This is a genomic window from Aestuariivivens sediminicola (assembly GCF_022662015.1).
In the GTDB taxonomy this organism is placed as follows: Bacteria; Bacteroidota; Bacteroidia; order Flavobacteriales; family Flavobacteriaceae; genus Aestuariivivens; species Aestuariivivens sediminicola.
In genome coordinates this window covers 1,084,803-1,106,216 of sequence record NZ_JAKMCM010000001.1, presented here as the reverse complement: position 1 = coordinate 1,106,216, position 21,414 = coordinate 1,084,803, and the positions used below count along the sequence as shown (strand labels likewise).

Below are 21,414 nucleotides of genomic sequence, written 5' to 3'. Positions count from 1 at the left end.
AAAATGGTTTATATTAGTCCGGTAGATACGGTGCTGATGGTTTTTCGTATTTTTGTATTCTTAAGAAAATCCATGACAAATACCTTTCCAAAAAAAGAGCGGCTTAAAAGCAAAAAACTTATCGAAGCGTTGTTTTCAGAGGGTCAATCTGTTTCAGCGTATCCCTTACGTCTGGTGTATTTGGAAACAACCTTAAAAACAGATGTCCATGCCCAGACAGGTGTGTCAGTCAGTAAGAAGCATTTTAAACGTGCAGTGGATAGAAACCGAATAAAACGTTTAATGCGAGAGGCTTATCGTTTAAAGAAAGGCGCTTTTTTTAACAACATCACAACACAATATGCGTTAATGATTTTGTACATTGGTAAAAAGATGCCAACCTATACAGAGGTTGAAAGTAAGATGAATCAACTATTGGCAAAATTTTTGAACGATATCAAGTGATTGAAGCACGGAGCGTGCCATCGTATCACATTCGGGAAATAGAATAAAAAGACAACAAATGAAACAGGTATTAAAACGAAAAGTATACATCCCTTTGCTGGTATGTGTCTTGTTTATAACGACTTCAGCTTTCAAAAACGACTTTTTTGAGATAGCAAAACAAATAGAAATCTTCACGACACTGTTTAAGGAGTTGAATATGAATTATGTCGATGAGACCAATCCCGGGGATTTAATGGATACGGCGATAAAAAGCATGCTGGAGGATTTAGACCCCTACACGCGATTCATGAACGAACAGGATGTGGAAGCTGCAAGAATAAACAATACCGGAGATTATACGGGAATTGGCGCTAAGGTGCGAACCCAGCACAATAAACTGGTTATTGTGGAGCCTTATAAGGATTATCCGGCGGATAAGGCGGGATTAAAAGCAGGTGATGAAATTATAAAAGTGGGTGAGATCCTGGTTGAAAACTATAAGGAAGATGCCGGTAATCTGTTGAAGGGAAGTCCCGGGACCTCTATTGCGGTAACCTACAATAGACAGGGTAAAACACAAACCACCTCGATAAAAAGGGCTGCGGTAGAAATAAAGGCGGTGCCCCATTTTTCATTGATCGATGATAAGACGGGGTATATTGTTTTAAGTCAATTTAATAATAAATCCTCGGCTGAAACAAGTTACGCTGTTCGGGATTTAAAAGCTCAGGGTGCCGAAAGAATTATTCTGGACCTAAGGGGTAATCCCGGCGGTTTGTTACATGAAGCCGTCAATATTGTAAATCTTTTTGTTCCTAAAGGCCAGTTGGTGGTCACCACAAAATCGAAAGTAAAAAAATATAACCGCACCTATTATACAAAAAATCAACCATTGGATACCGAAATACCTTTGGTGGTTTTAATTGACGGCGGTAGCGCTTCCGCAAGTGAAATAGTTTCCGGTTCGTTACAGGATTTAGATCGCGCCGTAATCATAGGATCTAGAAGCTTTGGGAAAGGCCTTGTGCAACGCCCAAAACCATTAACTTATGGAACACAGGTGAAAATAACCATTTCGCGCTATTACACACCTTCGGGCAGGTGCATCCAATCCTTAGATTACTGGAACAGAAATGAAAAAGGCGAGGCAGTAAGGGTAAAGCAGGAAAATTACAACGAATTTAAAACAAAAAACGGACGTAAGGTGTTTGACGGCGGTGGGATATTCCCGGATGTGAGTATGGGTGTAAACGAAAATACCCCGATAATGACAGCACTTTCAAATGACAATATAATCTTCGATTTTGCTACACGTTACTATTATAATCACAGTATAGAAGACATCAGCTCCTTCGCGCTTGATGATTCTGATTTTAAAGATTTTAAGGATTTTTTAATTAGCAGTGATTTTTCTTTCGAAACCGAGACTGAAAAAAAATTATACAAGGTTTTGGAGAGCGCTCAAAAAGAGGAGTTAGATGATGATATTGAAAAGGAGTTTCAGGAATTAATACAACAATTAAATAACATAAAATCGGTGGTTCTTGAAGAAAACAAAGCGTATTTGCTGAAACAAATGACTGATGAAATCGTAAAACGATATGTTTACAGGGAAGGGTTGTACGACTATTATAAAATACATGATGCACCTATAAAGAAAGCCACGGATATTCTAAAAAATCCTGCGGTGTATTCCGATTATTTAAGGTAATATTTTGTAAATTCATTCCAGTAATTAAAAATAGTATATTTACTAAATTATTTCTTCCGTTTTTAGCATGACCAGGCTGATTAGTACTATATTAATTTTGCTGTGCGGTTTAATTTCTGCCCAACACAATATTACACACGATGTGTATTTTGAAACCGACGAATACACATTGATACCTACCGAAGAAAACCGTTTGTTGCTGTTTATATCAAAACTGGCGGATGTGGATATTGAATCTATTGCCATTTTTGGATTTTGTGATGATGTTGGAGCACCGAGTTATAATTTGATTCTTTCAAAACAACGCGCTGAAGCCATAAAAACGATTTTCTCGAATCATGAGATCAGTGAGTCCTTAATCACACATGTCGACGGCAAAGGTGAGATTTTATTGAAAATAGTAAACGAAAACGATATTTCTAAAATACGTGGTTTAAACAGGAAAGTTGAAATTATAATAAACCCGAAACCTCCCATTATTGAAAAAGAAGAAGTTGTCGAAGAGCCTGTAAAAGAAACGCAGCCCACGGCCGAGGTTATTAAAGGCGATATTAAGGTTGGGGATAAAATTCGATTTGAAAACATTTTGTTTAAGACCGGTTACAGTACGGTTACTACGGAATCGAAAAAAATATTGGAAGATATCGCAAAGTCTCTTGTGGAACGAACTGATATTTACTTTACAATACAGGGCCATGTGTGTTGTACCCAGTACAGTAGGGATGCTGTCGATAGAAAAACCAAAAAAAGAAATCTGTCTGAAGCACGTGCAAAATATGTCTATGATTATTTGGCAAAAAAAGGGGTCAATAAAAAACGAATGCGACATATGGGAATGCGAAGAAAATTTCCACTCGGGGGAGATCCCAAATACGACAGACGTGTCGAAATATTAATTACCCATGTGGACAAGGATAATTAATTATTCATGTTATGTATACCTAAAAACAACCTTTTTAGTTTTAGCTTATGTTTTATAAGTTCGTTCTGCATTTCCCAAACCACCTTTATTCCTGATGATAATTTCGAGCAAGCTTTAATTAATTTGGGTTACGATTCCGGTCCTTTGGATGACTTTGTACCAACCATTAATATTGCTGATATTGACAAACTTGATGTGTCATCCAATGCGATTTCAGATTTAACCGGTATTCAGGATTTCGTTGGTTTAACCGTTTTAGATTGTTCTGATAATAATCTTTCAGATTTGGAGCTCTCTACAAATGTGAACCTTATTGAACTATATTGCAATAATAACAGCTTAACCAGCTTAAATACTTCAGATCTTATTGGTTTACAAAAACTTTGGTGCAGCTTTAATAAGATCACAGCTCTTAATTTAATAAATAATATCAGTTTAAGTTCTTTGTATTGTGGAGATAATCTAATTTCAAGTTTAGATGTCACTGTTTCTACCAATTTAGGGGTGTTGTCCTGTGAGAATAACTTGATAAGTGTTATTGATGTTACTCAAAACAAACTATTAAATTCTTTGATTGTAAGAGGTAATTTTCTAACAGGTTTGGATGTGACCCAAAACACGACTTTAGCATTCTTAGATTGTGGAATCAACCAAATATCAAATTTAGATGTTAGTCAAAATTCTAATTTAAGAGTTTTATTGTGTTTTAATAACCAACTAACCAGTTTAGATGTAACCCAAAACGTACTCCTTACTGATTTGAGCTGCGAGTTTAATCAAATTACCGTATTGGACATGTCTAAAAATACATCATTGTTAAATTTAGATTGCAGTCACAATGATCTCTGTTTATTGAATATTAAAAATGGTACAAATGATAATGCGCCTATAATGGATTTTGAATTTAATCCAAATTTAAGTTGTGTAATTGTTGATGATGCCTCAATAAGTTATCCAAATTGGAGACCGTTTCCTTTCTCTAACTTCGCTAATGAATTGTCTGAGTGTACTAATTTTATTCCCGTTGATACCTTACCTGATTTTTCAGGTGTAAGTTTTACTTTACCTGTGCTTGATAATGGTGATTATTTTACACAATCAGGTGGGAATGGTGTACAATTACAACCTGAGGATAAGATAACCACATCACAGATTATTTATATCTATAATAAAAACAATTGTTTTAGTAACGAAACACGTTTTACGGTGACCATTTTAGAGGAAGTTTATGATGTTCCAAAATATTTTACACCGAATAACGATGGAACCAACGACTATTGGAATGTTGTAGATAACACTGATGGTATTGATTATATTACGATTCACGACAGATACGGAAAATTATTAAAGTTTTTACTTCCGAATGCCCAGGGCTGGGATGGTCAATTTAATAGTAAACCCTTACCTATGGATAGTTATTGGTATAAAATAACCTTAAAAAATAAAGATGTTATTACAGGTTATTTTGTTTTAAAACGATAAGGTCTTAATTTTTAATCATGGCGATATGCGGAATACCATCTTCTAAATAGGTATTCCCGGTTTCCTTAAAGCCTAGATCGTTATAGAATTTCTTGAGGTAACATTGCGCTGAAATCTTAATAACCGAAGCATTAAACTGTTGCTTCAGAACATCAATTGACGCTAACATGATATCATGACCGTATTTCTGATGTCGTTCATTTTTTGTGACCACTACCCTTCCTATACTGGGTTCATTAAAATAATGACCAGCTTGAAAAAGTCTTGCATAAGCTACCAATACAGTGTCTTTAAACCCCAGAACATGTAATGCAACAGTATCCTTACCATCCATATCCTGGTACACACAGTCTTGTTCAACTACAAATACTTCAGAGCGTAACTGTAAAATATCGTAAAGTTCCTTTGTAGTTAGCTCTGAAAAATTCTTTATTTGAATGTCTAGCATAAAATCGATAATTAGGAGTTGTATTAATCCTGAACGATCATGTCTTTTGAATCGTTCTTACCATATTCAGGCTGTATGTTCACGTGGTTGATATCATACTTATGGTACACATGATCTTCAATTTGACGTAATACAACATCAAACTCCGATAAACTGATATCTTCATTGAAATCAATATGGGCTTCAAAATGGATTTCCTCCTCATTCAATTGCCAGACATGTACGTGATGCACATTTTTAATGGATTCAAACGTAGCTATCTCTTTCACGATCTGTTGAATCGGAATAGCATCAGGTGTAAATAACATTAAGACCTTTGTTGAATCTTTTAATAGATCGTATCCCATCCAGATTAAATAGATGGCAATCGCAAAGGTTAATACACTATCCACCCAATAAATGGCATAAAACTTCATGAGTAATCCACCAATTAAAACAGCAATACTCGCCATCATATCGGTTAACAGATGCAAATAAGCACTTTTCATGTTCATGTTCTTTTCAGCATCCTTTTTTAATAAAAGCACACTTATACCATTGGCTATGATTGCTATAAAGGATAACCAAATAACCAGATTGGATTCAATTTCTTCCGGTTCCATAAATCGTTTTATAGCCTCAATAATCAAGAGAACAGCAACAATAATTAAGGTTGAAGCATTTACAAAGGCCGCTAGAATTTCTGCGCGTTTAAAACCAAAGGTTCTGTGTATGGACGCTTTTTTTTTAGCTAATAAATTAGCGACATAGCTCACTAATAAAGAGAGCACATCACTAAAATTATGTAAAGCATCACTTAGTAAGGCTAAACTGCCTGATATCACACCTCCAATGATTTGAGACGCAGTGATAATGATATTTAATAGAATAGAAATAACAAGATTTCTACCTTTTACATTGGATGAGGAGTGGGAATGATTATTGGAATGATGATGACCCATCTAACAAGATAATGGAATTTTATCTATTCTCGACTGGTGACGACCACCTTCAAAATCGGTATTTAAAAAGGTATTAACCATTTCAACTGCCTGCTGAATGGCTGTAAATCGCGCAGGAATACATAAAATATTAGCGTTATTATGACTGCGTATAAGTTCAACGATTTCCTTGTTCCAACATAAACCGGCACGAATATTTTGGTGTTTATTAGCTGTCATCGCAACACCATTAGCACTGCCACAAAGAAGAATACCGTAAGAGGCCGTCTTATTTTCTACATCGTTCGCTACCGGGTGAACAAAATCGGCATAATCGACACTGCTATCACTATCTGTTCCATGATTAATAACCTCGTAACCCTGCGATTCTAAGAATTCCTTGATAGCAAATTTATATTGCGTACCGGCATGATCATTACCTAAAGAAATAGTCATAGTATTGTTTGTTTTAGAAAGTATTACAAAAGTACATGATTTTTTTCATTAGAAAATCACATAAATTGTGTATTACATAATGAAATACCTGTTAATAAGTGTTCGTTATTTTTAAAATTTAAATTAGGATGTTTTAATAATTTTTACAATCAAAAATAAGTTGGTTTTAACCAAATATTTAATTGCATTTTTTTAAGTCATTTATAAGAATAGATAACACTAAAAATCAACACTTATTTCTAAAAAAGTTATGAGTAAATACCGGTTCATTTTAATTATTAACAATTGTGTATATAACACTGAAAAGCATTATAAATGAATAGATTAATTTCTTTGAGATATGTTAATTAACTATTGATGGAATGTAAATTTATAAATATCAAAAAAAATAGGTAAAAAGTTATAACTACTATTAACACACTATAATAATCACAATTATTAGTTTATAAAATTTTAAAAATAGAATATAGTTTACTATTTACTGTGAATAACTTGTGTTAACCAGAATATAACAAAGATTTAATAGAGTTAAAGTTTAAATTGGTAGCTTTGCATAAATAAATAGCAATACCTCGTCTTCCAAAAGCTATTTTTAAAACAAATGTCCTATATCTTATAGGAATGAACATGATTACAACAATTACATGAGTAAAAAGAAAAAAAGGAAATCCGGTAAGGGTATTCCAAACCTAACAAATACGATTTTAAGTATTTTAAAAAAAGATAAAAACAAATCCTTTAATTATAAACAGATTGCAGCGAAACTGGGAGTTAATGATGCTAGTAGTAGAAACCAGATTATTAAAACCTTAACGAAATTGGCTGCTAAAGAAGAGATCCTCCAGGTAGATCGTGGAAAATATAAGGCTGTAATTAATACCGAATACCATTTAGGAACTTTAGAAATAACCTCTCGTGGTTCGGGTTATGTTATTTGTGATGATTTTGACGATGATATTTTTATAGCCTCAAATAATATAAATAAAGCTTTAGATGGTGATGAAGTAGAGTTTTATATATACAAAAGACGTAAGAGAGGACGATTAGAAGGTGAAATTACGAACATTGTTAAACGTGCTAAATCGGAATATGTAGGTATTATTCAAATTCAAAAGAATAACAACTATGCTTTTGTTATTACCGACAGAAATACCATGTATGTAGATATTTTTGTACCTATAAAAAAAACCTTGAGAGCCCAGGATGGCGATAAGGTCTTGGTAAAGCTTGAAGATTGGCCTGAAAATGCGGATTCACCTTATGGAAAGGTTTTAAAAGTTTTAGGTAAACCGGGAGAGCACCATACCGAAATTCACGCAATTTTGGCGGAATACGGTTTACCTTCTGAATTTCCTTATAAAGTGGAACAGTTTGCTAATACCCTGGATACCTCGATTACCAGGGAAGAAATTTCTAAACGAAGGGATATGCGTAACGAATTGACCTTTACTATAGATCCCAAGGATGCAAAAGATTTTGATGATGCACTGTCGTTTAAAAAATTAAACAACGGTTTGTATGAAATAGGTATACATATTGCCGATGTATCGCATTATGTAAAGGAGGGAACGGTATTGGATGATGAAGCCTATCAAAGAGCAACCTCAGTATATTTGGTCGATCGTGTGGTTCCGATGTTGCCTGAAGTACTATCTAATAATGCCTGTTCCTTAAGACCTAAAGAGGAGAAATATACTTTCTCAGCGGTGTTTAAAATAAATGAAAAAGCCGAAGTTAAAGCGCAATGGTTTGGTCGAACGGTAACCTATAGTGATGCACGTTTTGCTTATGAAGAAGCACAGGCGATTATTGAAAATAACACCACACTGAGTGCAGACGACGTGTCACAGTTAAACAAAATAGATACCGTTATTCCTAAAGAAATAGCACTTACAGGAAAGACATACCAGGTCCAAACAGAAATAGCGGAAGCAATAATTGTTTTAGATAGGCTGGCCAAAGTCATGCGTAACAGACGGATGAAGCAAGGCGCAATTTCGTTTGATAAGGTAGAGGTGAAGTTCAATTTAGATGAGCACAATAATCCAGAAGCTGTGTTTTTTAAAACCAGTAAGGATGCAAATAAGCTTATTGAGGAATTTATGTTACTGGCAAATAAGAAAGTAGCAGAGTTTATCGGAAAACAGTCACCAAAGAAAACTTTCGTATATCGTGTTCACGATGAACCGGATGATAGTAAACTCGCTGCTTTACAAAATATTGTCGGCCGTTTCGGGTATAAGCTTAATTTTAAGGACAGAAGATCGACTACAGCGTCATTAAATTATTTATTGCAGGATGTTGTGGGGAAGAAAGAACAAAATTTAGTAGATACCTTAACCATTCGCAGCATGAGTAAAGCGGAATATACCACTTATAATATAGGTCATTATGGTTTAGCTTTCGATTATTACAGTCATTTTACCTCTCCAATCAGACGCTATCCTGACGTGATGGCGCACCGGTTGTTGCAACATTACCTGGATGGTGGAGGATCTGTAAGTCAAGACACGTACGAAGAAAAATGTCAGCATTCCAGCAATATGGAAAACTTAGCCACCAAAGCAGAGCGAGATTCAATAAAGTATATGCAGATCCGCTTCATGGAGGACCATAAGGACCAGGAGTTCTTAGGGGTTATTTCCGGGGTGACGGATTGGGGTATTTATGTTGAAATTATATCAAATAAATGCGAAGGTATGGTAAGTATCAGAGATATAAGAGACGATCATTATGCCTTTGATGAGAGTCAGTTTGCCTTAATAGGTCGTCATACAAAGACCATGTACCAATTAGGAGATGAAGTATTAGTAAAAGTGAAGAATACCGATTTAGTTAAAAAGCATCTCGATTTCCATTTATTAGGAAAAAAGGAAGAGGTTTAAAATTAAAGTGTTCTTAAACCGTTATGGAATAGTTCTTGTTAAGATGTCGTTAAATTATCAATTCAAAAAACATAAAAAATGAAAAAAACAGTCGTACTACTAACTATACTCTTTGGGATCAGCTTATTTGCTCAGAACAAAATAGATAAAGAGATAGGGGAATTTACAGAACTTAAAGTTTACGACCTTATTGAAGTCGAGATGGTTAAATCCAATACAAACAGAGTCATTATCACGGGAGAAAATACAGATGATGTTGTGGTGAACAATAAAAATGGAAAACTTAAAATAAGAATGAACCTCGAAGAAATTTTTGACGGTGCAGAAACCAAAGTTGTGCTTTATTACACAGGGGTTGATATCATTGATGTGAATGAAGGTGCTAAAGTACACTCTAAAGACCTGATAAAACAGTTTGAAATTGATCTAAAGGCTCAGGAAGGCGGTTCGATAAATGTACCAATAGACGTTAAATACACCAATGTAAAAGCGGTTACCGGTGGAATTGTAAAAGCCACTGGAAATTCAACGAATCAGGATGTATCTTTGTTTACAGGAGGTGTCTATAAAGGAAGCGATGTTAAAACCGAAAAAACAGATGTCTCAATTAATGCTGCAGGGGAAGCTTATGTCAATGCATCAAAATTAGTTGATATCAAAATCCGAGCCGGCGGCGATGTCTTTGTTTATGGTGATCCGGAAACCATCAACGAGAATAAAGTGTTTGGTGGTCGCGTAAAACGTATGGATTAAGCCTTTATTTTTATCAAGTATAAGTTATATTGCATTTCTGTTCTACGTATAATTTTATAATTCCATAAGCAGGAACGATTAAAATTGTCCTGTGAATTTTCAAAATTCACAGGACAATTTCAGAAATTCACAGGACAATTTTAAGGAAAGATGCTTATATCTTTTTTGGTTTATAAGCAAAGCGTTATTAAAATTAAGGCATACAATTTAAAAGGCTTAACCACTACCACCATACTTTACAGTCAACCACTCTGAAAACAGGGCTTCATAATTAACGATCATTATATTGTATTGCTATTAATAGACCTTCCTTTTTGTTATTTATAAATGTATAATCTATAAATTCACTAAAATTATAACTATACATACCTGTTACAAATACGCTATAAACACTTATTTTTATTACTTTAGTACCACAACATAAAGTAATTCATTGTTTTGAATCTATTCAGACGCTACCTGTGTTTTTTATTCTTAGGGACGATCCTATATGCTCAGGAACACCCTCCTATTCAGGTGTATACTTCAAAAGACTATGCCGGAGAAACTCAGAACTGGTCCATTTCACAGGATATCAGAAACTATATATATGTGGCCAACAATAAAGGTTTGCTTGAGTTTAATGGGGCGGAATGGCGTCTTTATGAATCACCAAACAAATCGATCTTACGATCTGTACATGTCATAGATGATCTCATTTATACGGGGTGTAATGGCGATTTTGGTTATTGGGAAAAAGATGAATCAGGACAACTGATCTATAATTCCTTGTCTAAAACCTTGGAGGTCCCCTTACTTGAAGATGAGGAGTTTTGGAATATTATAAATGTCGATAATTATATTTTGTTTCAATCCTTAAAGCGCATTTATATTTATAATACCACAACACATTCATTTCACAACATTGATTCAAATACCATTATCTATAAAATTTTTGAGGTTGATGGTAAAATATACTTTCAGAATACAGAAGAAGGCTTGTTTGTCATCGATAAAGGTGAATCAAAATTAGTCTCTGACCATCCTGTTTTGATGCGTAACCGATTGGTCAATGTGTTTATAGAGAACAACACCCTGCTTCTTGAAACGGAGAACGACGGTTTTTATACCATTAACGGGACCCAATTGACTAAATGGAATATACCAGGCAACATGACCCTTGAAGAAGTAAGTGTCTTTAGAAGTATTAGGTTGAAGGATGGGAGTTATATGTTGGGCACGAGGTCGAACGGGATCCTGCATCTTACAAAGGAAGGCCTTATAAATTTTAAAATTAATGTGGTTAACGGGCTAAGTAATAATACAATACATTGGATTTATGAAGACAATGAACAAAATATCTGGCTGGCCCTCGAAAATGGGATTAACTGCATCAACATGTCCTCTCCATTCCGTATTTATGAAGATGATAAAGGTAAAATAGGAACGATTAACACCTCAATTTTATTTAATGACCTTGTTTATGTCGGAACAAACCAGGGGTTATTTTTTAAAGAAAACAATTCCGATTCCGCGTTCACGAATATTGAAACCATTCAAGAGGCGGTATGGCAGCTTACAGAAATCAACGGTGTATTGTTCTGTGGGCATGACACCGGCACCTCAATAATTGATCAGGGTACAACCAAAAAGGTCGTAGGTATAAACCAGGGTACCTGGAATCTAAAGCCAATCGATTCGAACAACGAGTTAATTTTACAGGGTAATTATGACGGGTTATATGTTTTACAAAATGTTGAAGGTGACTGGGTGATCAGAAACAAAATTGAAGGCTTTGATTTATCGAGCAGGTTCTTTGAATACTTTGATGATCATATTTTTGTGAACCATGAATATAAAGGTGTTTTTAAAATTGAAGTTGACAAGGGCTTTAGAAGTGTCATAGATATTAAAAAGCTGCCCGTTATAGACAAGGAATTGCACTCTAGCATTATTAAGTATAAAAATGATTTACTGTTGGGGTTTAGAGAGGGTGTTTTTAAATATGATATAGCAGGTAAAAAATTTATTAGGGACTCTGTTTTAAGTCAGCTCTTCGATGGCGCTAATTTTACCTCAGGAAAACTTATTCCGGTCAAGGAAACCAATACGCTTTGGGCGTTTTCCGAGAGAAACTTGAGCTATTTATCCTTAAATAATTTAAGTGGTTCTCCAAGAATTAATAAAATCCCCTGGTCAAAAGCACTTCCTAAAGGACTCACAGGGTATGAGAATGTATCCTATCTCGACGACAATAGCTATCTGATTGGGACTTCAACTGGTTTTGTGTTGCTGGATCTGGACAAGATTAAGGAAAAAACGTTTCATGTCGAAATAAATACAATTCATGTAAGCACCCTAAAAGGCGCTACACTTGAAATTTTCAACAACGGGAACAGCACATTTGAAAACCAATACAATAATTTTAGGTTTCATTTTAATGTTGCAGAATTCGACAAGTATGTCGATACAGAGTATCAATATAAGTTGAAAGGTTTTCAGGAAGACTGGAGTAATTGGTCCGACAGTCCTGTCGCCACTTATGAAAATCTACCTTTCGGATCCTACAATCTTAATGTAAGGGCACGGGTTGGGAATACCATAACTGAAAATGTGGCCTCTTACAGTTTTTCCATACAAAGACCCTGGTTGCTTTCAAATACTATGATCGCTGCTTATGCACTTGTGTTAATTATTTTGTCCTTTGTAGTTCATAATGTGTATAAGCGCTATTACAGAAAACAACGGGAGCGTCTTTTATTAAAAACTGAGCGGGAATTGGAACTCAAAGAATTGGAAAATAAACAGCAGTTAATGCGATTTAACAACGATAAATTGAGACAGGATATTGAAAATAAAAATCGGGAATTGGGAATTTCAACAATGAGCCTGATTAAAAAGAATGAATTCCTTAACAACCTGAAGAAAGAGTTACAAAATGTTGATGACCCAAAACGGTTAAAACACGTTATTAAAATTATTGACAGAAATTTGAATAATACCGACGACTGGAATCTTTTTGAAGAAGCCTTTAATAATGCTGATAAGGATTTCCTAAAGAAGATAAAGGAGTTACACCCCGCCTTAACTTCTAATGATTTAAGACTGTGCGCTTATTTGCGTTTAAACCTGTCTTCAAAGGAAATCGCACCCCTGCTAAACATCTCTCCCAGAAGCGTTGAAGTAAAGCGCTATCGACTACGAAAGAAGATGGATTTGGCGCACGAGGCCAGTCTATCCGACTATATCTTAGAAATTTAAGACACAACAAGTCTTTTATTCACCTATACATCACCACAACATCGTATTATTTTACACAAATGTTAAGGTTTTCTTAAAAGTGTGAATATCTCCGTAGTTGCCCTTATTTATTGGTGTTTTCCCAAAAAGACAACATTTTTTTTACGATGTATATTTTTTGTTGCGGTAAAATTTATGGATACAGCAATTTATATCTCTAGATTTACCCTAAACGAAAACTAACTCAATATGAGACAAACAATTATTACAATTTTTATGCTATGTTTCATAGCGCATTCCTATGCACAAGGTATAGATGTTAGTGGGAATGTTCAAGATGCTTCAGGGATGCCACTCCCCGGAGTCAATGTACTTGTAAAAGACACGTCGAAGGGTGCTGTTACCGATTTTGACGGTAACTTTACCATTACGAACGTAGAAGTTGGCGCTACCATATCCTTTAGTTATATAGGATATCTTAGCAAGGACATTGTGGTTACGGATAGCACGCCTTTATCGGTTATACTCGAGGAAGACGTTGCACAACTCAGTGAAGTTGTGGTCATCGGTTATGGAACGCAGACCAAAAAGGAAATCACCGGAGCTGTGTCGGTAGTAGGTTCTGAGACCATTGAAAAACTCAAGCCAACCCGAATTGAGCAAGCGCTTCAAGGTCAGGTTGCCGGGGTTAATATTACGACCAACACTGGTTCCCCGGGTGGTGCATCGACCATCAGCATTCGTGGTGTATCGACAAACGGTGATAGCCGTCCATTAATATTGGTGGATGGTAACGTGGTAGAGGACCTGAGTGTGATTAACCCAAGTGATATTGAAAGCATGAACGTCTTAAAAGATGCCACTGCAGGTATCTATGGGGTTCGTGCGGCGAATGGGGTTATCCTTATTACCACAAGAACAGGTAGAAAGGAAATGCCCTTAACTGTAGAGTACAATGCTTGGGCAGGATTTCAGGAGACAACACGTAAATTACCTGTACTCAATGCAACAGAGTATGCTGTGATCGTTAATGAAGGCTATGCGGCTGCCGGCAGTACACCACCCTTCTCTGATATTTCCGGATTAGGCGTCGGCACGGATTGGCAGGATGAGGTCTTTGAAGCCGCGCCTATAATGAATCACAATATTGCGTTGAGAGGCGGTAAGGAAAAGTCATCATACTCCTACAGTTCCTCATTCTTAACTCAAGACGGAATTGTTGGTGGTAAAAAGTCTAATTTTACCCGTTTTACCAACGCGTTAACATACAACCTTGATTTTTTAGAGAATTTTAAATTTAAATCGGGATTGACTTTAACCCGAACCAAAAAGAACAACCTTCCTGAGAGCACATTAGGCTCCGTGTTGTTCAACGCCGTGAATATGGCTCCAACCATTCCGGTAAGGGATGAAACAGGTGCTTACTCTTTAGCCAACGACCTGGGCGCCGAGGTGATCAACCCATTGGCACAAATGGCGAACACCCACAACAGAACCAAAGTAATGAAGCTCTTCGGTTTTGGAGGTTTATCATATAACTTTTTAGATAACTTTACAGCTGAAGCGAATATTCAGTTTAACTACTCTGAAGTTGATGGTTATGTGTTTGACCCCATTGATTTCTACGGTATAGGAAAAGTGTTTAACACCCTGACCAGTGAAGTTTCTGAAAACTTCGATATCTACAGGGATTATACCTTCGATGGATTCATCAAATACGAAAACACCTTTAATGACACGCACAAGTTAAATGTGCTGTTGGGTACTTCTGTATTTAAGACCACAGGGGTATTCTCGGGAAGAAGAGGTCGAAACATTCGTAATAATGATCCAAATTACGCCAGGGTAGACCTGGCCTCCGAACAGGAAGACATCTACGCGGAGCGTGGCAGCAATCCAAAATTTGATGGAAGGTTGTTGTCTTATTTTGCCAGATTACAGTACGATTTTAAAGGCAAGTATCTGTTATCGGCCGTTATACGTCGAGATGGTTCAACGCGTTTTGGCCCGGGTAACAAATTTGGATATTTCCCATCAGGATCCATAGGATGGGTGGTGTCGGATGAGGACTTCATGAGCGACAGCAATGTGTTTGATCTGTTAAAACTAAGAGCGTCTTACGGTATCCTGGGTAACGACAGGATTGGTGATTATCGTTTTGTCTCCTTATTAACCGGTGAAGGGACTTACTTCTTTGGAGGTAATGATGAAGAGGATGAGGTTTTTGGAAAAGCCTCAGGCGGTATTGCTAACCCGGAAATTAAATGGGAAAAGCAAAAGACTTTGGATATTGGTGTAGATATGCGTATATTAAATAACAAGGTAGACATTACGGCAGATTACTTTAACAGAAGAACTGAAGATTTATTAGTATCTCCTGAAGTTTCTGGTCTTTTAGGAACAGGTGCTGCTCCGGTAGTGAATGCAGGAATTGTTGAAAACACTGGTTTAGAATTCGCTATTGGGTATTCAGACACCATTGGAGAGGAATTTAAATTCAACATTAACTATAATGTTACAGCCATCCAAAATGAAGTGATTGCAGTGAGTGGTGAAGGTGAATATCTTGAAGCGGGTGGTTTTGGAATCTCTCAACCGGTAATCGCAAGAATGGAAGCAGGATTCCCATTAGGATATTTTGTGGGATATCAAACCGACGGGGTATTTCAGTCGCAAGATGAAATAAATAATGCGGCGGTGACTAGCTTGCCAACACAACCGGGCGACTTTAGGTTTGTGGACCAAAACAACGATGGTATCATAGATTTAGATGACCGTGTTGACCTTGGAAACCCGATTCCGGATGCTACCATGGGTCTGAATATTTCTTTTGACTACAAGAATATTGACTTTTCGGCTTATGCTTTTGCATCTCTGGGTAATGAAATCGTACGTAATTATGAGCGTAACCAGCAGAGAGTAAACAAGCCGATATGGTACTTAGACCGTTGGACAGGGCCGGGTTCTACCAATGCAGCACCGAGACAAACGATTGGAACCAACCCGAATACACTGTTTTCGGATTTCTATGTTGAGGATGGATCGTTCGTAAGATTGCAAAACATTCAATTGGGATACACGTTCTCAAACAACGCCCCTGAGGATGCCAAGATTGATAAGTTCAGAGTCTATGTATCGGCAAACAATTTATTTACGCTTACGGAATATCAAGGTTACGACCCAACAGCAGGAACTGGAATTCCCTTAGGTGGTGGTATTGACCAGGGTATTTACCCAAGCGCTCGTACATTTTTGTTAGGAGTAAACGTAAAATTTTAAAAAAGAGGTATGAAAAATTTAAAATACTTATATGTACTATTGATATCACTAATAGTATTAGCGTGTAGCGATTCTTTTGTGGATGTCGCTTCAGAAGACGAAAACTCTGAGGATTTTTTCAAGTCCGAGGAAGATTATCAATTGGCCTTAGTAGCGGCTTACGACTACCTGCAGGCCACCTCGAAGTTCTTTCAGTACGCTGAAATAGCCTCTGATAACACCTTGTGTGGCGGTGAGAGTGCTACAGATTCACCCTACATTCAGGAGATTGATGACATGATACACACACCTATAGGACAAAGCAATGGCGGTTTGAGAACCATGTGGCAATGGATGTACGAAGCAGTTAATCGCTGTAATTATATCATGGAGTTTCAGGATAATCTTGATTTCCCAAATAAGACCAGTGTTATAGCCCAAACAAGGTTTTTAAGAGCCTATTTCAATTTTATATTGGTTAAATGGTGGGGTGATGTACCGATGCTGGTTGATAAGCGTATTCGTTATGGCGACCAGTTTAAAGATGAAGTAAAAAGAAAACCAAAAACTGAGGTATACGCGTTAATTGAGGCAGATTTACAATTTGCCGCAGCGAATTTACCCTATGTGCAAAGTGAAACCGGTCGAGTCACCAAAGGTGCGGCACAGGCCCTCTTAGGGAAAGTGTATCTGTTTCAGGATAAATTTGATGAGTCTGCCGCAGTGTTGGAAGATTTGATAAACAACGGACCGCATCGTTTATTGACTTCAGAAGAGTATCCCAATATGTTTGAGCGTGATTGGGAAAACAATATCGAATCTGTTTTCGAAATACAGTATTCCGATGTTGATGGAGGAAGTTATGACTGTTTCCAGTGTTTGGAGGGTAATTACACCGTGTTCTTTAATGGACCGAGAGAATTTGTGGATGCCTCAGGAAAATTTGATGCAGGATACAGCTTTAACGTCCCAACTCAGGAAGTGGTAGATGCTTTCGAAGATGGTGATCTGCGTTATGAGACCTCTATTTTAGATATAGAGCAATATATAGCTGACAATCCTGGATCCTCCTATAATGAAAATGCAGGTTATGAGCAAACGGGCTATTTTAACAGGAAATTGATGGCGCGTAAAGGTGATCTGGACCGAAGCGATCCGGCCTTAACAAACCCGGATAACTACAGGGCCATTCGCTTTGCCGACGTCCTTTTAATGGCGGCTGAGGCATTGAACAGAGGAGGTATAGATGACACAAGAGCTCAAAATTACCTGAATCAGGTACGTAATAGAGCCCTGTTACCGAGTGTAGCAACTACAGGAACCAATTTGCTCAATGATATCTACAAGGAAAGACGAGTTGAATTGGTAGGTGAAGGCCACCGCTTTTTCGATTTGGTACGAACAGGAAGAGCGGCTCAGGAAATCGATGGATTTGTAGCGGGCAAACACGAGGTGTTTCCCATTCCAATTGAAGAAATCAATTTATCCGGAGGTATATTGACTCAAAACCCCGGATACTAAAATAAAAAAATACGATATGAAAAATTTAAAAACCATATTCACACTTTTGTTCATCACGGCACTGTTTATCAATTGTGCCGAAGATGATAACGATTTGAGTTTTGTTGATGAAGTCGTTGCGCCTTCAGAGGTATCTGCAAACTTTAAAATAGCTCAGGACAATTCGGGTGTTGTAACCATAACGCCAAATGCGCAGGGAGCAACACACTATAACATCATGCTTGGTGACGGTACTGCCGAACCGGTGAGCGTCATTCAGGGAGAAGCCGTGACCCACACCTATATTGAAGGGTCTTATAACATTACCATTGAGGCTATTGGTATAACAGGATTAAAAACTGAGGTAACACAAGAACTCATGGTGTCATTTCGGGCGCCTGAAAATTTAGAAGTCACAGCTGAAATAGACCCAACAAACCCCTTTAAATTAGATGTTTCTGCCACAGCCGATTTTGCAGCATCCTTTGAAGTGTATTTCGACACATCAAACACGGCAGAGGAGCCTACACCCATGGCAATTGGAGAAACTGTAAGTTATGAATATCCGTTTGTGGGAGATTATACCATGAGGGTGGTTGCTCTGAGTGGTGGTGTTGAGACGACAGAATTGGAAGTGGTGATTACCATTTCTTCTCCCGTGGTACTGCCAATCACTTTTGAAGTATTTGATGCCACAAAATTTATTGGATTTGGTGGTGCATCGGCAGAAGTTGTCGATAACCCGGACACAAATGGCAACCCTTCAGCGAAAGTAGGTAAAATTGAAAAGGGAGCTGGTGAGGTTTGGGCTGGCGATGTCATTATTATGTCATCTCCTATAGATTTCAGTAAAAAGAAACTAATAAAGCTTGATGTGTGGTCTCCAAGACCAGGAGGAACACTTCTATTTAAATTAGAAAACCTTGACGATGCAAATATTAACATAGAGAAAACGGTAACATTAACAGGTAATAGTGCCTGGGAAGAGGTTGTGATCGACTTCAGTGATATTGATCTTTCACAAACCTATCAAAAACTGGTTTGGTTCTTTGACTTTGGAACGGTAGGATCCGGTGGTTCTGATTGGACGTTCTATGTGGACAATATTAGAAATGAAAGCGCTGCACCGTTCAATGATGGCTTACTGTCAAATGGCGATTTTGAAGACGGAAGTGATTTCTGGATTGTAGGAACAGATGATAATGCACCGGTTACCGTGGTAACAGACGGCGACAACACCTATTATTCTGTAGATGTAGCTTCTGCTGGAAACCCATGGGAGGTAAATATGAGTCAGAAAGTGGAGATTCTTCAGGATGAAACCTATACTTTGATTTTTGATGCTTGGTCAGACACCAGTCGATCTATGGTCACAGGGATTGGCCTGAGCGCCCCACCATGGTCAGCTTCAGTGCAAACGGTTAATATTACACCAACACGTACCACCTATTCGTTAACACTTACAGCGAGCGGATGGGGCGCCCCTGATGCACGCGTATTGTTTGATATGGGGGCCGATGCTGGTCAGGTCAATATTGATAACGTATCTCTATTCTTAGGGGACGGACCATTTGATAGCGGATTATTAGTAAATGGTGACTTTGAGGCCGGACCTGAACCTTGGATTAAAGGCACAAACGATACTGATTTTGTGTCCGTAGTCACAGATGGCGGAAACACCTATTATTCAGTAGACGTTGCAACGGCTGGTAATGCCTGGGAAGTTAATATGAGCCAAAAGGTTGAAATAACTCAGGGCACAACCTACACCTTCTCTTTCGATGCCTGGTCTGACACCAACAGATCCATAGTGTCCGGTATTGGCTTGAGTGCCGCACCATGGTCGAGCTCGGTGGAGACGGTAGATATAACACCTACACGTACAACGTATACCTTTACACTAACGGCAACGGATTGGGGCGCAGCGGATGCACGCGTTATATTTGATATGGGAGCCGATGCAGGTCAGGTAAATATAGATAATGTCTCTCTTTTTGCTAATTAAATATTAAAACGTAATTATGAAAAATATAAAATTCAAATTAGGAGTTTTCTTAACCCTGGTACTGTTGTTTAGCAGCTGTCAGGATGATGAAGGCGTTGTGGGCGATATTGTCGCACCGAGCAATGTCAGCATGAGCGCGACCATTGTTGGTGTAGATGCGAATAACCCCAATGGAGATGGATCGGGACTGGTGAACTTTACAGCCACCGCTGATGGCGCCATCACCTATCGCTATGATTTCGGAGATGATTCAAAAGTGGTGTCGGCGCCGACGGGCAATGTGACACACCAGTTTAGTTTAACCGGTGTAAACACCTATACGGTCACGGTGATGGCATCTGGAATTGGTGGGATTACTACGACCTATTCTATGAATATTGATGTCTTTAGTTCCTTTGAAGATGAAGAAGCGAAACAGTTTCTAACCGGAGGTCCTGGAAGTAGTAAAACATGGTACTGGGCCGCAGACAAACTCGGCAATATTGGTTTAGGTCCAAATGATGTTCAGTCGGACGGAACCCATACATGGCCTTATTGGTTCAATGCCGGTCCCTGGTGGGGCGATAAATTGTGTATGTATAATGCTGAATTTGTGTTTACCCAGTCCGCAGATGGTAAAACGATTACCTTTGAGCAGTTAAAGGAAATTGCTTATACCCCTGGTGGATATGCTGACGCTATAGGTGTTGCGGCTAATGATTGTCACGGAACAGAAGTGGCGCCAACTCTGGTTGGTGTTAAAACTGTAACCTTTACGCCTTCTAATTCCAATGCAACAAAAGATGGCGTTGATCCTGAATACAGAGGAACAACCATAAACATTTCTGATGGCGGATTTATGTGCTGGTATGTTGGAGAGGAACTTTCAGGTAAATTGGAAATAATTACCATAACAGAAAGCACCTTGTATGTTCGAATTGAGGAGGGTGCAAATGCTTGGTATTGCATGTATCAAACCGATAATCCGAATGACTAAAACGGAAGAATGATTTAAAAAATGAGAGGAGGGGATTAAGATAGTTGATTTTACCCTCCTCTTTTTTTAACATACTTTTTTACACCTTCGGAAATGATGGCACTGTTGTTTTCCTGAATGCACCCCTATTTCTTTTTAACCTGATGATTTAGGGTTAGAACAGTAATATAATCTGTGCAGTTTGCATGAATTAGAAACCATACATGACCACGACATCTTAGTGTTCAGATGAATGTAAGCAGTGGTTTCTCGCCCCAAAAACACCGTGAAAGCTTCTATACATATTGAATAGCCATGTTCTTTAAAAGACATTTTAACATGTATATATTTTGTAGTGGTGTATTTTAAGGATTTCAAAATCTAAAGCGTTAAATTTAAATAGGTGTCTTACCGCATGAAAACTATTGTGCAGGTGTCGTTTATTTAAAGAACAAATTTTAACAATATAACAAT

Annotated in this window: 14 protein-coding genes; 11 read left to right on the top strand and 3 right to left on the bottom strand. The window is 37.6% G+C overall.

Annotated features, from left to right (window positions below; translation table 11 throughout):
- Window positions 1-72: 72 nt before the first annotated feature.
- The 4 genes from rnpA to MR041_RS04810 all read left to right on the top strand — a co-directional run bounded on the left by rnpA (window position 73) and on the right by MR041_RS04810 (window position 4,541).
- Window positions 73-444 (top strand): ribonuclease P protein component, encoded by a 372-nt coding sequence (gene rnpA / locus MR041_RS04825; protein ID WP_242092502.1) that lies wholly within the window; start codon window positions 73-75, stop codon window positions 442-444.
- Between the two features lie 58 nt (window positions 445-502).
- On the top strand, window positions 503-2,137 hold the full coding sequence (locus MR041_RS04820) for a S41 family peptidase (protein ID WP_242092451.1): 1,635 nt from the start codon (window positions 503-505) through the stop codon (window positions 2,135-2,137).
- 67 nt (window positions 2,138-2,204) lie between these two features.
- Complete coding sequence (locus MR041_RS04815) at window positions 2,205-3,059, top strand: OmpA family protein (RefSeq protein WP_242092450.1); 855 nt, start codon at window positions 2,205-2,207, stop codon at window positions 3,057-3,059.
- Between the two features lie 6 nt (window positions 3,060-3,065).
- Window positions 3,066-4,541: a T9SS type B sorting domain-containing protein gene (locus tag MR041_RS04810; RefSeq protein WP_242092449.1), complete on the top strand. Its 1,476-nt coding sequence runs from the start codon at window positions 3,066-3,068 to the stop codon at window positions 4,539-4,541.
- 4 nt (window positions 4,542-4,545) lie between these two features.
- Here the strand turns inward: MR041_RS04810 and MR041_RS04805 are convergent, their stop codons facing one another.
- Genes MR041_RS04805 through rpiB form a run of 3 tightly spaced genes read right to left on the bottom strand, consistent with a single transcriptional unit; the run spans window position 4,546 to window position 6,365 of the window.
- On the bottom strand, window positions 4,546-4,989 hold the full coding sequence (locus MR041_RS04805) for a GNAT family N-acetyltransferase (protein WP_242092448.1): 444 nt from the start codon (window positions 4,987-4,989) through the stop codon (window positions 4,546-4,548).
- A gap of 23 nt (window positions 4,990-5,012) precedes the next feature.
- Complete coding sequence (locus MR041_RS04800) at window positions 5,013-5,930, bottom strand: cation diffusion facilitator family transporter (protein WP_242092447.1); 918 nt, start codon at window positions 5,928-5,930, stop codon at window positions 5,013-5,015.
- Window positions 5,931-6,365 carry a ribose 5-phosphate isomerase B gene (gene rpiB / locus MR041_RS04795; RefSeq protein ID WP_242092446.1) on the bottom strand — a complete coding sequence of 145 codons (435 nt, stop codon included), beginning with the start codon at window positions 6,363-6,365 and terminating at the stop codon, window positions 5,931-5,933.
- A gap of 644 nt (window positions 6,366-7,009) precedes the next feature.
- Here rpiB and MR041_RS04790 point away from each other — a divergent pair.
- From MR041_RS04790 to MR041_RS04760, 7 genes are all read left to right on the top strand, one after another.
- A complete protein-coding gene (locus tag MR041_RS04790) occupies window positions 7,010-9,250 on the top strand; it encodes a ribonuclease R family protein (RefSeq protein ID WP_242092445.1) in 2,241 nt (746 codons plus the stop codon).
- Window positions 9,251-9,328: 78 nt separating this feature from the next.
- Window positions 9,329-10,003 carry a head GIN domain-containing protein gene (locus tag MR041_RS04785; RefSeq protein ID WP_242092444.1) on the top strand — a complete coding sequence of 225 codons (675 nt, stop codon included), beginning with the start codon at window positions 9,329-9,331 and terminating at the stop codon, window positions 10,001-10,003.
- A gap of 438 nt (window positions 10,004-10,441) precedes the next feature.
- Window positions 10,442-13,243, top strand: a complete 2,802-nt coding sequence (locus MR041_RS04780; RefSeq protein ID WP_242092443.1) for a triple tyrosine motif-containing protein — start codon at window positions 10,442-10,444, stop codon at window positions 13,241-13,243.
- Window positions 13,244-13,471: 228 nt separating this feature from the next.
- Window positions 13,472-16,501 carry a SusC/RagA family TonB-linked outer membrane protein gene (locus MR041_RS04775; RefSeq protein WP_242092442.1) on the top strand — a complete coding sequence of 1,010 codons (3,030 nt, stop codon included), beginning with the start codon at window positions 13,472-13,474 and terminating at the stop codon, window positions 16,499-16,501.
- Window positions 16,502-16,510: 9 nt separating this feature from the next.
- Complete coding sequence (locus MR041_RS04770) at window positions 16,511-18,001, top strand: RagB/SusD family nutrient uptake outer membrane protein (RefSeq protein ID WP_242092441.1); 1,491 nt, start codon at window positions 16,511-16,513, stop codon at window positions 17,999-18,001.
- Window positions 18,002-18,017: 16 nt separating this feature from the next.
- Window positions 18,018-19,985: a carbohydrate binding domain-containing protein gene (locus tag MR041_RS04765; protein WP_242092440.1), complete on the top strand. Its 1,968-nt coding sequence runs from the start codon at window positions 18,018-18,020 to the stop codon at window positions 19,983-19,985.
- Window positions 19,986-20,001: 16 nt separating this feature from the next.
- Complete coding sequence (locus tag MR041_RS04760) at window positions 20,002-20,961, top strand: PKD domain-containing protein (protein WP_242092439.1); 960 nt, start codon at window positions 20,002-20,004, stop codon at window positions 20,959-20,961.
- Window positions 20,962-21,414 lie beyond the last annotated feature (453 nt).